Here is a 17,159-nt window from a genome sequence, read left to right on the forward strand (position 1 = left end):
TCCACCGGTGGTTCCCTGTGGGGGTGGCCCGTCCGAGGCCGGGAGCGAGCTCCTAGATCTGCGTACCGATGGTGAACTGGAAGCGCTGGAGCTCGTCCCCGGGCTTGGTGACCACGGGCCACGCGTAGTCGAACCGCAGCGGACCCATCGGGGAGAACCAGCGGAAACCGATGCCCATCGAGGCCCGGAGCTTGTCCGACGTTATGGACTCGTCATCCCCGTAGACCCATCCGGTATCGGCGAACACCGCCCCGCGAATGCCCCGGGCGGTCTGCGCACCCGGGATGGGGAAGATGAACTCCGTGTTCCCCTGCAGCTTCGTCACACCGCCGACCGGGTCGCCGTCCGCGTCCTCCGGCCCGAGACTGTAGGTTTCGAATCCGCGAACGCTCCGGGCGCCGCCCAGGTAGAAGCGCTCATAGAAGGGCACGGCTTGTCCGTTGTAGCCTTCGAGACGGCCCACCTGGAGCCCCAGCGTGATGGTGGAGGCCGAGAACACCGGGAAATAGACGTGGGACTCCGCCCCCAGGTTGAAGTAGCGGGTATCCCCGCCGGGGAGCGCCACCTCCGTGCGCAGGATGTTCTTCCAGCCGTCCCGCGGGAAGATGGTGGAGTCGCGCGAATCGTAGGTCAGCGTGTTCCGCAGCAGGATGTGGTCCTGCCGGCCCAGGAATTCCTCCTCCTGCGAGCCCAGCTCCAAAGTGCCGCTCTTGGTGTCGGTCTGCTCGAAGGCGAGCCGCAGGCTGTCGCGCCAGTACTCGGAGAGGGGGAAGCCGAGCCGCCCGGCCAGGCCGGCACGGTCCTGGCTGTAGCGGAACAGGGTGAGCCGGTCGGTATCGCGCTGCGTGTAGTAGACGTCGGCACCCAGGCTTATGCCGTCCACCGTGAAATAGGGCTCCGTGAGCGAGAGGTTGAAGGTCTGGTTAACGCCGCCCACGTCGGCCTGAAGGGAAAGCCGCTGCCCGCTCCCGAACAGGTTGTTCTGCTTGATGGAGCTTGTGAACAGCAGCCCCTCGACGTCGGAATAGCCGACGCCGACGCTGAACTGGCCCGTTGGACGCTCCTTCACCGACAGATTGAGATCCACCGCCTGGTCGGACCCCGGAACGCTGGGGGTCTCCAGGTTCACCCCCTCGAAGTAACCGAGCCGGTTGATGCGCTCCTTGGAGCGCTGGATCTTGCTGGTCTGGTAGCGGGCGGACTCCATCTGGCGGAATTCCCGTCGGATCACCCGATCCTGGGTGCGGCTGTTGCCCTCGATGCGGATCCTGCGCACCGTGACCCGCCGTCCCGGCGAGACCCGGAAGGCCAGCTCCACCGTATTGGCCTCCTCGTCCACATCGGGCACAGGCGTGACATTGGCGAAGGCGAATCCTTCATCGCCGATCCGCCGGGAAACGGCCTCCACGGATTTCTGCACCTGGCTCCGCGAGAAGAGCTCACCCTCCTCCATGGGCACCAGCGGCCATAGCTCCTCCTCGGGCACCACCGTGTTGCCGGTGAAGCTGAGCCCCTTGACCCGGTACTTGTCGCCCTCGGTGATGTTGATGGTGACGAAGACATGCTGGCGGTTGGGGGAGAGCTGAACCTGGCTGGAGTCGATCTGGAAGTTCAAGTGGCCACGGTCCATGTAGTAGGAGCGCAGCGACTCCAGATCCCCCATCAGGCGCTGGCGGGCATACTGGTCCTTGCCGGAGAGGAAGGCGAAGGCGGCCGAGTCCGTCAGGCTGAACTGGTCCTTCAGGAGCTCGTCGCTGAACCGCTGATTGCCCACGATCTCGATCTGGGCGATCTTGGCGGGCTCTCCCTCCTGGATCTTGAACGCGATCCGCACCCCGTCCTCGCCAGCCGACTTGGTCTCGGCGTTCACCTGGACGGCGTAGTAGCCCTGGGCGTTGTATTGCCGCTCCAGCTCCAGGGTCGCCCGGCGCAGCGCCGATCGGGAGAACATCTTGCGGTCCTCCAGACCGAAGGATTTGAAGGCCTTGCGGACCTGCTCCTCCTTGAGCTGTTCCAGGCCCTCGAAGGTGATCTCCGTGACCACCGGCTTCTCCACCACCTCCACCACCAGGGTGCCATTCTCCCGTAGGAGGCGTACGTCCCGGAAGAAGCCCGTGTCGTAGAGGGAATGGATGGCCCGCCGCGCCGCCGCGGCGCCCAGCTCGTCACCCACTTCCACCGGCAGGTAGTTGCGCACCGTCCCTTTTTCGATCCGCCCGGTACCGCGAATCTCGATGGCGTCCACGGTGAATGCCGAAGCCGCCGGGGCCACGAGCACCCCGATCAGGACCACCACCGTACTCACTACTGCCCGTAGGCCGTGCATTATTGGAACAGCCGTTGAATGTCGTTATAGAAAGCGAAGACCATCACCGCGAGCAGCACCATGATTCCGGCCTGCTGCCAGCGGGCCATGGTCTCTTCGTCCAGGGGCCGGCCGCGCACTCCCTCTATGGCCTGGAACAGCAGGTGCCCGCCGTCCAGCACCGGAATCGGCAGCAGGTTCAGAAAGCCCAGGCTCAGACTGATCATGCCCAGGAACCAGAGGAATGGCACCAGCCCGGCTTCCGCGGACTGCCCCGCGAACTGCGCGATCGCGATGGGTCCGCCGAGGTTATCGCTTGAGACCGAGCCCGTCACCATGCGGCCGAGCATCTCCACGGTCAGCCACAGCATCTCGCCCGTCTTCTTGATGCCCTCCACGAGGGCGCCGAGGGGACCGTAGCGCACCGTCACCTGGAGATCCGCCGGCAATGGCCGGGGTCGCATGCCGATCTGGCCGACCTTGCCGGAATCCGGCGTGGATACCGCTTCGGGCATCACCGAAAGCGTGCGCGTCTGGCCGTCGCGCGCCACCTGCACGGAGAGCTTCTCCCCGGGGCTTTCCCGGACCAGGTCCAGGAAGCGCTGCCAGGAAGCCACGGTTTCCCCGTTGATGGCCCGAATCCGATCCCCGGCCTGGAGACCCGCCGCGGCGGCCGGCGAATCCGGCACCACCTCGCCAACCACCACTGGCTGGTAGGGCCCCAGGCCCACCGCTTTGTACAGGAAGTCCGACTGCAGGTTGCCGCCGCCCACCCCCGTCAGATCCAGGCGCGTCTGCCGGCTGGACCCGCCGTCGGCCACGGTGACTTCAACCAATTCCCGGTCCATGGCGGCCTGCATCAGGGCCACCCGGGCCTCGTTCCAGGACTGGACCGGCTGCCCAGCCACCGAGCGGATCTCCTCCCCAACCCGCAGCTCCGCCTGTGCGGCGGGGGTGGCGGACGCGACGTATCCGATGCGGGGCGTCAGCCCCTGCACCCCGATCAGATAGACCGCCACGAAGACCAGAGCGGCGAACAGGAAATTCATCACCGGCCCGGCAGCAGCCACCGCCATGCGCTGCGGAACCGGCTTGCGGTTGAAGGCCCGGTGGGCCTCCTCCGGGGCCAGGTCCGGCTCTTCCCCCGGCACCTCCCCGGCCATCTTCACGTATCCGCCCAGAGGCAGGGCGGCGAGTACGTACTGGACGCCGTCCTTGCCCTTGCGGGTAAGCAGCGCGGGGCCGAATCCCACCGAGAACTTGAGCACCTTGATGCCCACCCGGCGCGCGACCCAGAAGTGTCCGTACTCGTGGACCGTGATCAGGACCCCGATGGCCACCACGAACATTAGGAGGGTATGGAGGATGTCCATCCGTGCGGGCCGTCCTTGCTTATTTGCGCTTTACCATCCGGGCTACCGACCCTCGCGGGCCAGCACGTCCCGGGCGAGGCGCCGGGCCTCCGCGTCGGCGGCTCGTGCCGTGTCCAGGGAGTCGGCGGGCCCCGGACAGGAAGCATCCAGGGTGGCGGCGATCACCCGGGTGATTCCGGGGAAATCCAGCCGCTCGTCGAGGAAAGCGTCCACGGCGACCTCGTTCGCCGCGTTGAGGATGGCGGGCGCGGTTCCGCCCACCTGCAGGGCCCGGTAGGCCTGGGCCAGGGCCGGAAACCGCTCGAAATCCGGTGCTTCGAAATGCAGGGCGGCGATGCTCGCCAGATCCAGGGAGGCTACGCCGCTCTCGACCCGGTCCGGATGGGCCAGGGCGGCCGCGATGGGGGTCCGCATGTCCGGGTGGCCGAGCTGCGCGAGCAGCGAGCCGTCGAGGTACTCCACCAGGGAGTGGACGATGGACTCCGGATGGACCACCACGGCGATCCGCTCCGGGGGGAGGGCGAAGAGCCAGTGGGCCTCGATGACCTCCAGGGCCTTGTTCATCATGGTGGCGCTGTCCACGGAGATCTTGCGCCCCATGTCCCAGTTCGGGTGCGCCACCGCCTCTTCGGGGGTAACCGTCGCCAGGGTATCGGCCGCGCGGGTCCGGAACGGCCCCCCGGAGGCGGTGAGCTGGATGCGTCGCACCCCGTCTATGTTCCCGTTTTCCGGGAAAACCTGGAAGATGGCGTTGTGCTCGCTGTCCACCGGGATGATGGTGGCGCCGGCGCGGCGCGCCTCGTCCATGAACAGGGCGCCGGCCATCACCAGGCATTCCTTGTTGGCTAGGAGCACCCGCTTACCGGCACGCACCGCCGCGAGTGTCGGCTCCAGCCCGGCGGCCCCCACGATGCCGCCCACCACTTGATCGGCCTCCGGGTGGGCGGCCACCTCGCACATGGCCGCATCCCCCCAGCGGACCTCGATCCCGCCAACCCCCTCCTCCTCGAGACGGGAGGCCAGATTACGGGCGGCCTCCTCCTCTCGCAGGACCACGTAGCGCGGCCGATGGCGCCGGCAGGGCTCCAGCAGCGCCTCCCCGCTCCGGTTGGCCGCCAGGGCCAGCACCTCGTACTGCCCGGGGTTCCGGGCCAGCACGTCCAGGGTGCTGGTACCGATGGAGCCGGTGGCCCCGAGGACGACGATGCGCCTCATACCCCCAGTCCCCAAAGGCACAGCGCAAACACCGGCACGCCGGCCGTCAGGCTATCGATCCTATCCAGAAGCCCGCCATGGCCCGGCAGCCATTGCCCGGAATCCTTCATCCCGGCACGGCGCTTGAACATGGACTCCAGCAGGTCGCCCACCTGGCCGATCAACGCCACCAGCACCGCCACCCCCGCGAGGAGCCCCGGAGCCGGGCCCGCCAGGGGGGACTTCCAGGCAAGGAGGCCACCGGCCGCGGCGGCCAGCGCCATCCCGCCCACGAGGCCCTCCCAGGATTTGCCGGGGCTGATATGCGGTGCCAGCTTGCGATTGCCCCAAGCCTTGCCCACCGCATAGGCACCAATATCCGCCGTCCAGATCACCACCAGCACCGCCAGCCCCTGCCAGGGATCCGTCTGCACCAGGTGCACCAGCAGGGCCATGGCGGGCGGCAGGGTAACCAATCCGGCCAAAGCGTTGGGGGAGCGATACACCGGCTCATCGGTCTGCGGCCGGAAGACGGGGACCTCGGCGGCTACCAGGAGCCACCAGAGGCCCGCCCCCAGGGCCACCCCGACCGGATCCAGCAGGGTCAGGATGTAAGTGGCCCCGCCCATGAGGGCGGCGTAGAGGTAGCGCCCCCTGCCGTGGATATGGATCAAGCTCGCCCATTCCAGGCCGCCGACAAGCGCCAGGGCGACGCCGAGTGCAAGGATTCCTTGGGGGGGAAGATAGAAAAGCCCCGCCAGGATCAGTGCAATCAGGACGAGGGCGGTAAGGGTTCGGGATCTAATTGCCTGTGAGCGCGTTGGCTTGTTCACCTGTACGTCCGAAGCGGCGTTGCCGGTTGCTGAAGCTTTTGAAGGCCTCCTGTAGCGCCTGCTCGTCGAAGTCGGGCCACAGGGTGGGCGTGAAGTACAGCTCGGTGTAGGCCAGCTGCCAGATCAGAAAATTGCTGATGCGCTGCTCTCCGCCCGTCCGGATGAACAAATCCGGCTCGGGCAGGCTCGCCAGGGCGAGGCGGGAACGGATGCCCTCTTCCGTGATCTCGGCGGGATCCAGCCGCCCTTCAGCGGCTTCCCGGGCCAGCTGCCGGGTGGCCTGCGTCAGGTCCCAGCGGCCGCCGTAATTGGCGGCGATGTTGAGGGTCATGCGGTCGCCGTCGGCGGTGGCCTGCTCTGCCCGCTCGATCAGCCGCCGCAGATTGTCCCCCAAACCCTCCCGGTCGCCAATCACCTGGAGGCGGACGCCGTTGCGGTGCAAGCCATCCACCTCGCGCTCCAGCACGAACCGGAACAGCCCCATCAGGGCGCTGACCTCGCTGGCCGGACGGCGCCAATTCTCGGAGGAGAAGGCGAACAGGGTAAGGGCCTCCACCCCGGCCTCTCCGCAACCGCGGACAATGGCACGCACCGACTCCAGACCCCGGCGATGTCCTTCCACGCGCGGCAAGCGCCGCTGCTTGGCCCAACGACCATTGCCGTCCATCACCACGCTGACATGGCGGGGGATGCGAAGGGCCGTTTCCCCCTGCTCGTGCGTCAACGGGCTACACCTCCATGAGGTCTGCTTCCTTCGCGTCCAGGATGGCATCCACCTCGGCGATGTAGCGGTCCGTGAGCTCCTGGATCTCCTTTTCGGAGCGGCGCACGTCGTCCTCGCCGACCTCGCCGTCCTTCTCGAGCTTCTTCAGATCCTGGTTGGCGTCCCGGCGCACATTCCGGATGGCCACCCGGGCCCCTTCGCCCATCTGCCGCACGTGCTTCACCAGCTCCTTGCGCCGTTCCTCGGTAAGCTCCGGCATGGGCACGCGGACCACGTCGCTGGAAGCGGAAGGATTGAGCCCCAGATCGGTGTTGTGGATGGCCCGCTCGATCTTCGGGATCATGTCCTTCTCGTAGGGCTTGATGTTGATGGTGCGGGCGTCCGGGACCGTCAGGTTGGCGACCTGATAGAGCGGCACGTCGCTACCGTAGTACTCCACCGTGACCGGATCCAGCACGCTGGCATGAGCGCGCCCGGTGCGCACCTTGCTCAGGTCGTCCTTGAGCGACTCGACGCTCTTCTGCATCCGGTCCTCGGCGTCTAGCTCGATCTCCTCGATCATGACTTTGCCTCCTCCCCCTCTACCCGGGTTCCCTCGTCCTCCCCGAGCACCACCCGCATGAGGGCCTCGGGCTTGACGCAGTTGAACACCACGATGGGCAGACGGTTGTCACGGCAGAGGGTGATGGCGGTGGCGTCCATCACCTTCAGGTCCTGGGCAATGACATCCATGTAGGTGAGCCGCCGGTAGCGCATGGCATCGGGATTGGTAATGGGGTCCTCGGTGTAGACACCGTCCACCTTGGTGCCCTTAAGAACCACCTCCGCCCCGATCTCCATGGCGCGCAGGCTGGCAGCCGTGTCCGTGGTGAAAAACGGATTTCCCGTCCCGGCGCCGAAAATGACCACCCTGCCCTTTTCCAGGTGCCGGATGGCCCGGCGCCGGATGTAGGGCTCCGCCATTTGCTGCATGCCGATGGCGGTCTGCACCCGGGTAGGAAGCCCCTGGCTCTCCAGGGCGTCCTGTAGGGCCAGGGCGTTCATCACCGTGGCCAGCATGCCCATGTAGTCGGCGGTGGCCCGGTCCATGCCCTCGGCGGCCGGGGCCACGCCCCGGAATATGTTGCCGCCGCCGATGACCACGGCCACCTGGGCGCCGACGGCGGCCACCTCCTGGATCTCATTGGCAATGCGCTCCAGCACGGAGCGACTGACCCCGTAGGGCTCGTCCCCCATCAGGGCCTCGCCGGAAAGCTTTAGAAGCACGCGCCGGTATGCCGGCTCCCGTGTGTCCGGGTCGCTCACCTCGGCTTACTCCCCGAGCTGTTCTTTCACTTCCTCGGCGAAATCCTTCTGCTCCACCTCGATGCCTTCGCCCACCTCAAACCGCTCGAAGCGGCGGATGCGGATATTCTCCCCCAGCTTGGCCACCACTTCCTTGGTGTGCTCGCCCACGGTCTTGTCGGGGTCCTTCACGAAGGGCTGATCGAGCAGGGTAATGGCGGAGAGGTTCTTGTTGAGCTTGCCCTCGAGGATCTGTTCCACCACGTGGTCGGGCTTGCCGGCCACGGTCTCCTCGGACTGGCTCTTGATGAGGGCCTTCTCCTCCTCGACCCGCTCCTCGGGGATGTCCTCGCGGCGCACGTATTCGGGATTGGAGGCGGCCACGTGCATGGCGATGTCCCGGGCGAAAGCCTGGAAGTCGTCGTTCTTGCCGACGAAGTCGGTTTCGCAGTTCACCTCCAGGAGCACGCCGATCTGGCCGTTACCGTGAATATAGGAGGTGACCACGCCCTCGGCGGCGGTGCGGCCCGCCTTCTTCTCGGCCTGGGCGAGCCCCTTCTGCTTGAGGATCTCCATGGCCTTTTCCATGTCACCCTCGGCCTCGGTGAGGCACTTCTTGCACTCCATCATGCCGGCGCCGGTGCGCTCGCGGAGGGTCTTCACGTCCTGCGCGCTGATACTCATAACCCTACTGTACTCCCTGCAATCCGGTTGATCTCTGCCGGGCCTTCACGGGCCCTTTGAGACGGCCAAAGCCGCCGGCGGACCGGCGGCTGGCCATGCGATTCCCGAAGTCGGGCTCAGGAAGAGGCCCCGGCGTCGTCGTCGGTCACCTCGACCATCTCCTCGTCACCCGACACCGTGGAGGTCATCTCCACCTCGCGCTCCTGACGGCCCTCGAGGATGGCGTCGGCGGCGGCAGTCACATAAAGCTTGATGGCCCGCACAGCGTCGTCGTTACCGGGGATGATGTAGTCCGCCTGCGACGGGTTCACGTTGGTGTCCGCAACGGCCACTACCGGAATGCCCAGCTTCTTGGCCTCGGCCACGGCAATGCCCTCGCGCTCCATGTCGATCACGAACAGCACGTCCGGCACGCCGTTCATGTCCTTGATACCGCCCAGGCTTCGCTCCAGCTTGGTGCGCTCGCGCTCCAGCAGCAGGGATTCCTTCTTGGGCAGCATCTCGAAGGTGCCGTCCTCCGCCATGCGCTCGATGTCCTTGAGGCGGCGGATGGAATTGCGGATGGTCTGCCAGTTGGTGAGCATGCCGCCGGGCCAGCGATGGTTCACGTAGTACATGCCGCAGCGCTGGGACTGCTCGGCCACCACGTCACGCGCCTGGCTCTTGGTACCCACGAAAAGCACCTTGCCGCCGTTATGGGAGAGGTCCCGCAGGAAGGTCATGGCCTGCTGGAACAGCGGTACGGTCTTCTCGAGGTTGATGATGTGGATCTTCTTGCGGGCGCCGAAGATGTAGGGGCCCATCTTGGGGTGCCAACGGCTGGTCCGGTGTCCGAAATGGACGCCGGCTTCCAGCATTTCCCGCATGGAAACGTATTGTGCCGCCATGGAATAGCTCCTGATGGGGGTTGAGCCTCCGCCCGCCCGCATCCGGTCACCCCGCCTACCTGGAGCGGCAAGCGGGGCACCCCACCGGATGTGACGGCGGACGTGCGTTTTTGCGCCGATTCGAACCGACGCGCGGTAAAGGCGGTTTTATACCACCCACGGCCTTTTACGGCAATCGAGCCGTTCGTTGGGGTACGGTCCCCGATTACGTTAGGATAGCCCACTTTTCCGGGCCCGGACCAACCCCGGGTTGGACCGCAACCATAGGCGAGGATGCCGGTGCGCTTCGAGCAGACCCTTCTCGAGGGAAATCTGATACGCCGCTACAAGCGGTTCATGGCGGACGTGGAGCTGCCAGACGGCTCGGTGGTTACGGCCCACTGCGCCAATTCGGGCTCCATGGCCACCTGCAAGGACCCGGGCCAGCCCGTGCTGCTGCTCCCCACGGACTCGCCCAAGCGCAAGCTCAAATACACCTGGGAGCTGTACCACAGCGGCAGCTGCTGGGTGGGGGTCAATACCCACCGCCCCAACGCCCTGGTGGCCGAGGCCATCGCCGCCGGAAGCGTTCCCGAGCTGGCCGGCTACGCGGGCATGCGCCGGGAGGTGAAGTACGGCCGTAACAGCCGCATTGACATCCTCCTCGAGGATCCCGATAAGGGCCCCTGCCACGTGGAGGTGAAGAACTGCACCCTGCTGGCTCCGGACGGGATGGTGCGCTTTCCCGACGCGGTGACGGAGCGCGGCCGCAAGCACCTAGACGAGCTGATGGAGCTGGCGGCGGAAGGCGGGCGCGCGGTCATGTTCTTCCTGGTCAACCGGACTGACGGAAAAGGGTTCGGTCCCGCGGATCATATCGATCCGGACTACGGCAAGCGGCTTCGCGAGGCGGCGGAGGCCGGCGTGGAGCTGCTGGCCTATCGCACGAGCATCACGCCCGAGGGCATGGAGGTCGGCACCCCCGAGGCCGTCGATTTGCGGCCCGCACACGAGCTGTCCCCCTCTTAGGCGGTTTACCCCTATAATCCCCCTGTAACGAAACCCTGAGCCACCCGCTAACGGATCGGTCATGTCGGTTCACATAAAGAGCCCTGAAGAAATAGAGAAGATGCGCGTTTCCGGCCGTCTCGCCGGCGAGGTTCTGCGGATGATCGCCCCGTATGTAAAGCCGGGCGTCACCACCGGCGAGCTGGACCGCATCTGCCACGATTACATCGTCAACGAGCAGGGCGCTTACCCTTCGCCGCTGGACTACCACGGCTTCCCGAAATCCGTCTGCACCTCCGTCAACCACCAGGTCTGCCATGGCATTCCCGGGGACCGGGAGCTGCGTGACGGGGACATCCTCAACATCGATATCACCGTCAACAAGGACGGCTGGCACGGCGACACCAGCAAGATGTTCTACGTGGGAGCGCCCAGCAAGAAAGCGCGGAAGGTCTCGGAGGTGGCCCACGAGGCCATGGTCCGGGGCATCGAGCAGGTGCGTCCCGGCACCACGCTGGGAGACATCGGCCACGCCATCCAGACCTACGCCGAATCCCAGCACTGTAGCGTGGTCCGGGAATACTGCGGCCACGGCATCGGCCAGGGCTTCCACGAGGATCCGCAGGTAATGCACTATGGACGCCCCGGGGAAGGGCTGAGCCTGGAGCCGGGGATGGTCTTCACCATCGAGCCCATGATCAATTTCGGCAAGCGCCACGTGAAGCTCCTCAAGGACGGCTGGACCGTGGTCACCAAGGACCACTCGCCCTCCGCCCAGTGGGAGCACACCCTGGTCGTCACCGAGGACGGCTACGAGGTGCTTACCCAGCTATCGGGCGACCCCCTCTAGCAGCGCAGGAGGACGCCCCAGGGGAGAACGTCCATGCTTCCCGGCCCCCAGCCACCCTACCGGCTGCCCCATCGCGAGCGGATATTCGCCGAGCGCGACTTCCCCAAGCTGGTGGCCGGACTGCAGCGTCTGCACCCGCCCCCCAGCGGCTGGACCGGCACGGTCAAGGCCTCCTTCCTGGAGCTCTTCCGGGACGCCTATGAGGACGGCCGGGGCTTCCTCCGACAGCGCTTCGAGGAAGGCGCCACCGGCCGGGAGATCGTCCGCGGCCACGCCTATCTGACCGACCGTCTCCTCCAGCAGCTTTGGCGCCTGATGCCGGACTACCTGGAGGACGCGAGGCGGGCGGCGCCGCTGTGCATCCTGGCGGTGGGCGGATACGGCCGGGCGGAGCTGCACCCGCACTCCGATATCGACCTGCTGATCCTGCACGACGACACGGCCGTAACAGCCGCCGCCTTCGCGGAGCCCTTCCTTCATTTCCTCTGGGACATGGGCCTGCCCGTCAGCCACGCCCTGCGCACCCCGGCGGAGTGCGTGAGCGACGCGGAAACCGACGTCACCATCCGTACCACCATGCTGGAGGCGCGACTCCTGGCCGGGGACCGCGACCTCTTCGACCGTTTCCGGCGCGACTTCCGGAAGCGGGGAAGGGGCGATCCGGCGGCTTTCATCGCCGACAAGCAGGAGGAGCAGCGGCAGCGCCATCAGCGCTACGGCGGGCCGGTCTACAACCTGGAGCCCAACGTCAAGGAGAGCTGGGGCGGTCTGCGCGATCTGCACCTGCTGTTCTGGGTGGCCCGGCACCTCTACGACGCCGCCACCCTGCGCGACCTGGTGAAGCAGGGCGTCCTGTCCGCGGCCGAGCTCCGCTCCCTGTCCCGCGCCCAGGAATTCCTGTGGCGGGTGCGCAACGGACTGCACTATCTCACCGAGCGCAACGAGAACCGCCTGCAGTTCGACCATCAGCGCACCCTGGCCGCCCGCTTCGGCTACCGGGATACCGCCGCCACCCTGGCGGTGGAGAAGTTCATGAAGCGCTACTACCGGACGCTTCGACAGGTGGTGGCGCTCACCAATATCGGCCTTCAGACCCTGCAGCAGACCGGGCCGGCCCCGGCCACCCGCCCCGCGGGGCCGGGCATGCGCTATCGGGGCGAGTACCTGGAGGCCACCGACCCTCTGCGTTTCCAGACGGATCCCGCCCACATCCTGACCTTCTTCACCAACCTCCAGCAGCTGGACCAGATGCCGCCCCTGGAGGCCGGCACCCTGCGCGCCCTCTGGTCCGGCTCGCGCAGGGTGGACAGCACGGTGCGAAGCGACGAGCGCGTGCAGGAGGGGATCATCCGGCTGCTGAGCGTTCCCGGCCGGGTGGCCGGGGTGCTGCGGCGCATGAACACCTACGGCCTGCTGGGCCGTTTTATCCCGGAGTTCGGCCGTATCGTCGGCCAGACCCAGCACAACCTCTACCACATCTATCCCGTTGACGAGCACACCCTGCGCGCCATGGAGATGGCGGACTATTTCTACCGCGAGGATCCCTCCGTGCTTGGGGAGTCTTCCCTGGCCTGCCGGCTGGCCCGGACCATCCGCCACCCGGAGATCCTCTACCTTGGCCTGCTTTGTCATGACATCGCCAAGGGCCAGGGCGGCGACCACTCCCTGCTGGGTACCCGGGTGGCCCGCCGTATGGGCCGCCGCCTGGGATTGGACCCCGAGGACGCCGAAACGGCGGCCTGGCTGGTGCAGTACCACCTCTACCTGTCCCAGACCAGTCAGAAGCGCGACATCCACGATCCCGAGGTGATCGCCGAGGTGGCCTACCGGGTCCGCACCCAGGAGCGTCTGGACCTCCTGTTCCTGCTGACCGAGGCGGACATGCGGGCCACCGGCCCCAAGGTCTGGAACACCTGGAAGGCCCAGCTGCTCACGGACCTCTACTTCAATGTCCGCCAGGCGCTGCGTACCGGGGTTCCCGCCGACACCCGGGCACGCGCCCGGCGAATCCGGCACCGGATAATCGAAACGCTGAGCGCGGAGGGATTCGGGCGGGAGGAGGTGCGCGCGCACCTGAAACGGACCGGTCAGGACTACCTGCTGCATTACCATCCGGAGGAGCTGGCCCAGCACACGCGCATCCTCCTGAACGGCTCCGGACCCACCATCGTGGAAGTGGCCCCGCACAGCCGGGCGGGGGGCACGGAGATACTGCTCTACACGCCGGACCGGGCAGGCCTGTTCACGCTGGCTACCGGCACCCTGGCGGGTTTGGGACTGAACATCATGGAGGCCAAAGTCCACACCACGCGCGATCACTGGGCGCTGGACACCTTCATCGTCCTCGACCAGGAGGACCGCCCGGTCGCCGACCCGCGGGACCGTGAAAGGATCCGCGGGCACCTGTACACCGCGCTGACCCAGCCCGCCCATCTGCCGCCGGCACCGAGCCGCCAGGGGTACAGGGAGCGCGCCCAGCGCCACTTCCACACCCCGGTTCGGGTACAGTTCTATCGGGGAAGCACTCCCGAGGAAACTGTCGCCGAGGTGATCGCACCCGATGCCCCGGGGGTTCTCTACCGCATCGCCCGCATATTCTCGGAGTTCGGCTGCCAGATCCACGCCGCCAAGGTGGCCACCTTCGGGGAGCGCACCGAGGACACCTTCGAGCTTTCCCACCAGGGCCCGCCGGAAGACAGGGATGCGCGCCGTCGGGCCCTGGCCGAGGCCATCCGGCGAGAATTCGAGCCGGAAACGGCCCCCTCCTGAAGGGCCGGCACCCCGCCTAGCCGCCGAAAGGTCCGGGATCCCCCGCGCCGTAGCGGAGGATTTCCGGATCCTCCGGGGTCAGATCCACCACCGTGGACGGATTGGGCGGCACGGGCCCCGCATCGAGCAGCAGGTCGATGCTGTCGCCGCATTCCTCGCCGATGCTCGCCGCGTCCTCGAAGGCCCATTCGTCCCCCGCTAGGCGTGCGGTGGTGGTCACCAGGGGTGTCCCCAGGGCCTGGACCAGGGCCTGGACCACCGGGTCGGCGGAGATCCGGATGCCGATGGTCCGGCGATTCTTCTGCTGGAGCTGGCGGGGAACCTCGGCGGTGGCCTCGAATACGAAGGTGTAGGGACCCGGGACCACCCGCTTGATCTGCCGGAAAATCGGGGTGTCCATGCGGGCATAGGTTCCCAGGCAGGACTCGTCTCCGCAAAGCAGGGTCCAGGTATGGCCGGCGTTCAGCCCCCGGATCCGCTGGATGCGCTTCAGGGCCTGGGCGGCCCCCGGTGCGCAGCCGAAGGCATAACCGGTATCCGTGGGGAAAGCGATAACCGCTTCCCGATCCCGGAGGGCGTCGGCCACCTGCTCCATGGTGCGTGGATGAACCGACTCGGGACGGATCTCGATGGTTCGCATGACAGGACCTCATGTGCGGCTGGCACTTACTCCCCAGAATTTGGTCCAATCGGGGAGCGTGTGCAAGTCCGGGCAGGTTGACACCCGGCCCCGACTGTCGCAACTTTTTAAGGCTTTACGAAACGGGTCCTCGATTCCGCACGTTACAATATCCCCTTTAGCCCTGGAACAAGGAGAGCGAAGGCATGGCATTTGTCGTGGCCGAGCCCTGCATCAAGTGCAAATACACCGACTGCGTGGAGGTCTGCCCGGTCGATTGCTTCCACGAAGGCCCGAACTTCCTGGTCATCGACCCCGACGAGTGCATCGATTGCACCCTCTGCGAGCCCGAGTGCCCGGTGACGGCCATTTTCCGGGAAGAAGAGCTACCCGATAAATGGGAGCACTATACGGAGCTGAACGCGGAGCTCTCCCAGGACTGGCCGGTCATCACCGAGCAGAAGGACCCGCCGCCGGACGCCGACGAATGGGCCGACGTGGAAGAGAAGTACGACCAGCTCGAGCGCTGAGTAGCCGCTTCCCACCGCGTATCGAACCAGCCCCCTTCTACCTGCAGCCCTTCTTCCGCGAATCCGGCATCCGGGCGCCCGCAGCACGGCGGATCGCGTCTCGGACGTGGAACGGCTTGAAGGCTGACCGCGGAAGCCGCGAGTCACAACGGGCAGGGCCGGCAGCCCAGGCTGCCGGCCCTTTTTGCGCGGCAACCCAGCGGTGCCCGCTCACTCCGCCTTGATGTAGGCGAATCCCTTCTGCTGGAGCTTCGCCACCTCCACCACGCCCGACTCAACGAAGGTGACCCCCTCATAGAAGGCGTCTTTGGAGATGCCCAGCTGTTCCCGGGTAATGTCGCAGATGGCGACCTGCACGTCGTAGGTGCTCATCAGCGATTTCACCCGCCCCCGGAGATCCTCCCGGCGCTCCCGCAGCGCCTTTCCAGCCTCGAAGGGGGTATTCTCGAGGGGCTTGTCGGTGAAGTAGCGCACCCCGAAGGAATTGGCCACGATGCGCACGTCGTAATCGATGAGCTGGTTCCGGTAATGGTGCACCATGTTGTAGACGCTGGTGAGCTGCCCCGAAAAACGGCGAACGCCCGGGTAATCCACATGGAAGACCACCTTGGGCTTCGGGCCGTCCATTCCCATCTGGGCCCCGGCCGACGCGCTGAGCACGAGCCCCATCAGCAGCCCCGTCACGGCCAGAACGATCTTTTTCATGGAAGCTCCCCTTGGGCCTGGGCGGTGTCATCGTCCCACATTGGCAAAGCCGGCCGGCTTCTACAATATTGTGGAATATGGGCGGATTTCCCGCCCGCTTCCGCCGCGCGCCGGCCGCCCTTCATTCAAGCACCGGAAGGCTCGGGAGAGAAAACATGCGTCTCGGCATTCTCACGGGCGGGGGGGACGCCCCCGGCCTAAACGCCGTCATCCGCGCGGTCGTCCGGGCCGCCATGCGTACTTACGGCTGGCCCGCGGTTCTCGGCATTCCCGAGGGATTCAAGGGCCTCGTGGAACGGATCGATCCCATCGAGCTTACCCCCTATACCACGCGCGGACTAATCAACGAGGGAGGCACCATCCTCCACACCACCAACCGCGCCAATCCCTTCCAGTATCCGGTAGGCGACGACCAGTACGCGGACTGTTCGGACACGGCGGTGGCGCGCATAGCAGAGCTGGGAATAGACGCCCTGGTGGTGCTCGGCGGTGACGGCTCCCTGAGCATCGCGCACCGCCTGGCGGAGAAGGGGGTGACGGTGATCGGCACCCCCAAAACCATCGACAACGACATCCCGGGCACCGAGCTGTGCTTCGGCCACATGACGGCCGTGAGCACGGCCACCGACGCGCTCGACCGCCTGCACACCACCGCGGAGAGCCACCACCGCATCATGGTGGTTGAGCTCATGGGCCGCTATGCGGGCTGGATCACCCTGCGGGCCGGAATCGCCGGCGCGGCGGACGCCATCCTGATACCCGAGCTGCCTTTCGACGCGGATTCCCTGTGCGAACAGGTCAAGGAGCGCGCCCGGGAAGGCGCCACCTTCAGCATCATCGCCGTTGCGGAGGGGGCCAAGCCCAAGGGAGGGGACGTTTCGGTGCTCCAGGAAGGCTCCGGGGTCTATCAGCCCCAGCTCGGCGGCATCGGCACACAGGTGGCCGAGAAGCTGCGCGGGGTCACCCGGCTGGAAACCCGGGTCACGGTCCTGGGCCATGTCCAGCGCGGCGGTAGCCCGGTGGCCCAGGACCGGCTGCTGGCCACCCAATACGGGGTGTCCGCCGTCGATGCGCTGGCGCGGGGCGAGCACAGCTGTATGGTCGCCTACAACCGGGAGCGGATCGGTACCGTTCCCCTGGAACAGGTGGCCGGCGGATTCCGCCCTGTCCCACTGGACCATCCGCTCCTGGAAGCTGCCCGGCAGGTGGGCACCCTGATGGCCGAATAGGCCCGGCTATCCAGAGCCGAGCGAGCCTGTTATTATTCCGCGCTTGCCGAATTCAAGCTCGGCGGCCGTTCGGCCGCCGAGCGGGCTCTGTATTGACGCCGAGGCCGCGGGCATCGGGCCGATTCCCGGCGATCCCGGGCGTGAACCATATTCTTGAAACCCTTCTACGTCAGTCTGGGAGGATGG

The 17,159-nt window shown here is 66.6% G+C and carries 16 protein-coding genes; 5 read left to right on the top strand and 11 right to left on the bottom strand.

Annotated features, from left to right (window positions below):
- Window positions 1-52 precede the first annotated feature (52 nt).
- The 9 genes from bamA to rpsB form a co-directional block, all read right to left on the bottom strand.
- A complete protein-coding gene (gene bamA / locus ACERLL_RS13085) occupies window positions 53-2,305 on the bottom strand; it encodes an outer membrane protein assembly factor BamA (protein ID WP_373656533.1) in 2,253 nt (750 codons plus the stop codon).
- A gap of 20 nt (window positions 2,306-2,325) precedes the next feature.
- Window positions 2,326-3,678: an RIP metalloprotease RseP gene (gene rseP, locus ACERLL_RS13090; protein WP_373656534.1), complete on the bottom strand. Its 1,353-nt coding sequence runs from the start codon at window positions 3,676-3,678 to the stop codon at window positions 2,326-2,328.
- A 42-nt stretch (window positions 3,679-3,720) separates the two neighbouring features.
- Window positions 3,721-4,893: a 1-deoxy-D-xylulose-5-phosphate reductoisomerase gene (locus ACERLL_RS13095; RefSeq protein WP_373656535.1), complete on the bottom strand. Its 1,173-nt coding sequence runs from the start codon at window positions 4,891-4,893 to the stop codon at window positions 3,721-3,723.
- The gene (locus ACERLL_RS13100) at window positions 4,890-5,705 is read right to left on the bottom strand and encodes a phosphatidate cytidylyltransferase (protein WP_373656536.1); all 816 of its coding nucleotides are present in this window, start codon (window positions 5,703-5,705) and stop codon (window positions 4,890-4,892) included. The genes ACERLL_RS13095 and ACERLL_RS13100 overlap by 4 nt, the downstream gene beginning before the upstream one ends.
- Window positions 5,674-6,429, bottom strand: coding sequence for a polyprenyl diphosphate synthase (gene uppS / locus ACERLL_RS13105; protein ID WP_373656537.1), 756 nt, complete (start codon window positions 6,427-6,429; stop codon window positions 5,674-5,676). The genes ACERLL_RS13100 and uppS overlap by 32 nt, the downstream gene beginning before the upstream one ends.
- Before the next feature lie 4 nt (window positions 6,430-6,433).
- Complete coding sequence (gene frr, locus ACERLL_RS13110; protein WP_373656538.1) at window positions 6,434-6,991, bottom strand: ribosome recycling factor; 558 nt, start codon at window positions 6,989-6,991, stop codon at window positions 6,434-6,436.
- A complete protein-coding gene (gene pyrH / locus ACERLL_RS13115) occupies window positions 6,988-7,695 on the bottom strand; it encodes a UMP kinase (protein ID WP_373656539.1) in 708 nt (235 codons plus the stop codon). Before pyrH ends, frr begins: the two co-directional genes overlap by 4 nt.
- A gap of 45 nt (window positions 7,696-7,740) precedes the next feature.
- Window positions 7,741-8,397 carry a translation elongation factor Ts gene (gene tsf, locus ACERLL_RS13120; RefSeq protein ID WP_373656540.1) on the bottom strand — a complete coding sequence of 219 codons (657 nt, stop codon included), beginning with the start codon at window positions 8,395-8,397 and terminating at the stop codon, window positions 7,741-7,743.
- 116 nt (window positions 8,398-8,513) lie between these two features.
- Window positions 8,514-9,284: a 30S ribosomal protein S2 gene (rpsB, locus tag ACERLL_RS13125; protein WP_373656541.1), complete on the bottom strand. Its 771-nt coding sequence runs from the start codon at window positions 9,282-9,284 to the stop codon at window positions 8,514-8,516.
- 273 nt (window positions 9,285-9,557) lie between these two features.
- Between rpsB and sfsA the strand changes: the two genes are divergently transcribed.
- The 3 genes from sfsA (at window position 9,558) to glnD (ending at window position 13,890) form a co-directional block, all read left to right on the top strand.
- Entirely contained in the window at window positions 9,558-10,292 is a 735-nt protein-coding gene (gene sfsA / locus ACERLL_RS13130) for a DNA/RNA nuclease SfsA (protein WP_373656542.1), read from the top strand.
- A gap of 61 nt (window positions 10,293-10,353) precedes the next feature.
- A complete protein-coding gene (map, locus tag ACERLL_RS13135; protein WP_373656543.1) occupies window positions 10,354-11,121 on the top strand; it encodes a type I methionyl aminopeptidase in 768 nt (255 codons plus the stop codon).
- Between the two features lie 33 nt (window positions 11,122-11,154).
- The gene (gene glnD, locus ACERLL_RS13140) at window positions 11,155-13,890 is read left to right on the top strand and encodes a [protein-PII] uridylyltransferase (RefSeq protein ID WP_373656544.1); all 2,736 of its coding nucleotides are present in this window, start codon (window positions 11,155-11,157) and stop codon (window positions 13,888-13,890) included.
- A 16-nt stretch (window positions 13,891-13,906) separates the two neighbouring features.
- Here the strand turns inward: glnD and ACERLL_RS13145 are convergent, their stop codons facing one another.
- Window positions 13,907-14,530, bottom strand: a complete 624-nt coding sequence (locus ACERLL_RS13145) for an L-threonylcarbamoyladenylate synthase (protein WP_373656545.1) — start codon at window positions 14,528-14,530, stop codon at window positions 13,907-13,909.
- A gap of 185 nt (window positions 14,531-14,715) precedes the next feature.
- Here ACERLL_RS13145 and fdxA point away from each other — a divergent pair, with 185 nt between their 5' ends.
- Window positions 14,716-15,039 carry a ferredoxin FdxA gene (gene fdxA / locus ACERLL_RS13150; RefSeq protein ID WP_373656546.1) on the top strand — a complete coding sequence of 108 codons (324 nt, stop codon included), beginning with the start codon at window positions 14,716-14,718 and terminating at the stop codon, window positions 15,037-15,039.
- A gap of 210 nt (window positions 15,040-15,249) precedes the next feature.
- Here fdxA and ACERLL_RS13155 read toward each other — a convergent pair whose 3' ends face one another.
- On the bottom strand, window positions 15,250-15,744 hold the full coding sequence (locus ACERLL_RS13155) for a DsrE family protein (RefSeq protein WP_373656547.1): 495 nt from the start codon (window positions 15,742-15,744) through the stop codon (window positions 15,250-15,252).
- Window positions 15,745-15,899: 155 nt separating this feature from the next.
- Between ACERLL_RS13155 and ACERLL_RS13160 the strand changes: the two genes are divergently transcribed.
- Window positions 15,900-16,973 (top strand): 6-phosphofructokinase, encoded by a 1,074-nt coding sequence (locus ACERLL_RS13160; RefSeq protein WP_373656548.1) that lies wholly within the window; start codon window positions 15,900-15,902, stop codon window positions 16,971-16,973.
- Window positions 16,974-17,159 lie beyond the last annotated feature (186 nt).

It is taken from the genome of Thiohalorhabdus sp. Cl-TMA (assembly GCF_041821045.1).
Classification (GTDB): Bacteria; Pseudomonadota; Gammaproteobacteria; order Thiohalorhabdales; family Thiohalorhabdaceae; genus Thiohalorhabdus; species Thiohalorhabdus methylotropha.

Excerpts from the sequence above, each read along its gene's own strand:
- rseP (WP_373656534.1), bottom strand. The coding sequence starts at position 3,678 with ATGGACATCCTCCATACCCTCCTAATGTTCGTGGTGGCCATCGGGGTC.
- ACERLL_RS13095 (WP_373656535.1), bottom strand. The coding sequence starts at position 4,893 with ATGAGGCGCATCGTCGTCCTCGGGGCCACCGGCTCCATCGGTACCAGC.
- frr (WP_373656538.1), bottom strand. The coding sequence starts at position 6,991 with ATGATCGAGGAGATCGAGCTAGACGCCGAGGACCGGATGCAGAAGAGC.
- tsf (WP_373656540.1), bottom strand. The coding sequence starts at position 8,397 with ATGAGTATCAGCGCGCAGGACGTGAAGACCCTCCGCGAGCGCACCGGC.
- rpsB (WP_373656541.1), bottom strand. The coding sequence starts at position 9,284 with ATGGCGGCACAATACGTTTCCATGCGGGAAATGCTGGAAGCCGGCGTC.
- sfsA (WP_373656542.1), top strand. The coding sequence starts at position 9,558 with ATGCCGGTGCGCTTCGAGCAGACCCTTCTCGAGGGAAATCTGATACGC.
- map (WP_373656543.1), top strand. The coding sequence starts at position 10,354 with ATGTCGGTTCACATAAAGAGCCCTGAAGAAATAGAGAAGATGCGCGTT.
- glnD (WP_373656544.1), top strand. The coding sequence starts at position 11,155 with ATGCTTCCCGGCCCCCAGCCACCCTACCGGCTGCCCCATCGCGAGCGG.
- ACERLL_RS13145 (WP_373656545.1), bottom strand. The coding sequence starts at position 14,530 with ATGCGAACCATCGAGATCCGTCCCGAGTCGGTTCATCCACGCACCATG.
- fdxA (WP_373656546.1), top strand. The coding sequence starts at position 14,716 with ATGGCATTTGTCGTGGCCGAGCCCTGCATCAAGTGCAAATACACCGAC.
- ACERLL_RS13155 (WP_373656547.1), bottom strand. The coding sequence starts at position 15,744 with ATGAAAAAGATCGTTCTGGCCGTGACGGGGCTGCTGATGGGGCTCGTG.
- ACERLL_RS13160 (WP_373656548.1), top strand. The coding sequence starts at position 15,900 with ATGCGTCTCGGCATTCTCACGGGCGGGGGGGACGCCCCCGGCCTAAAC.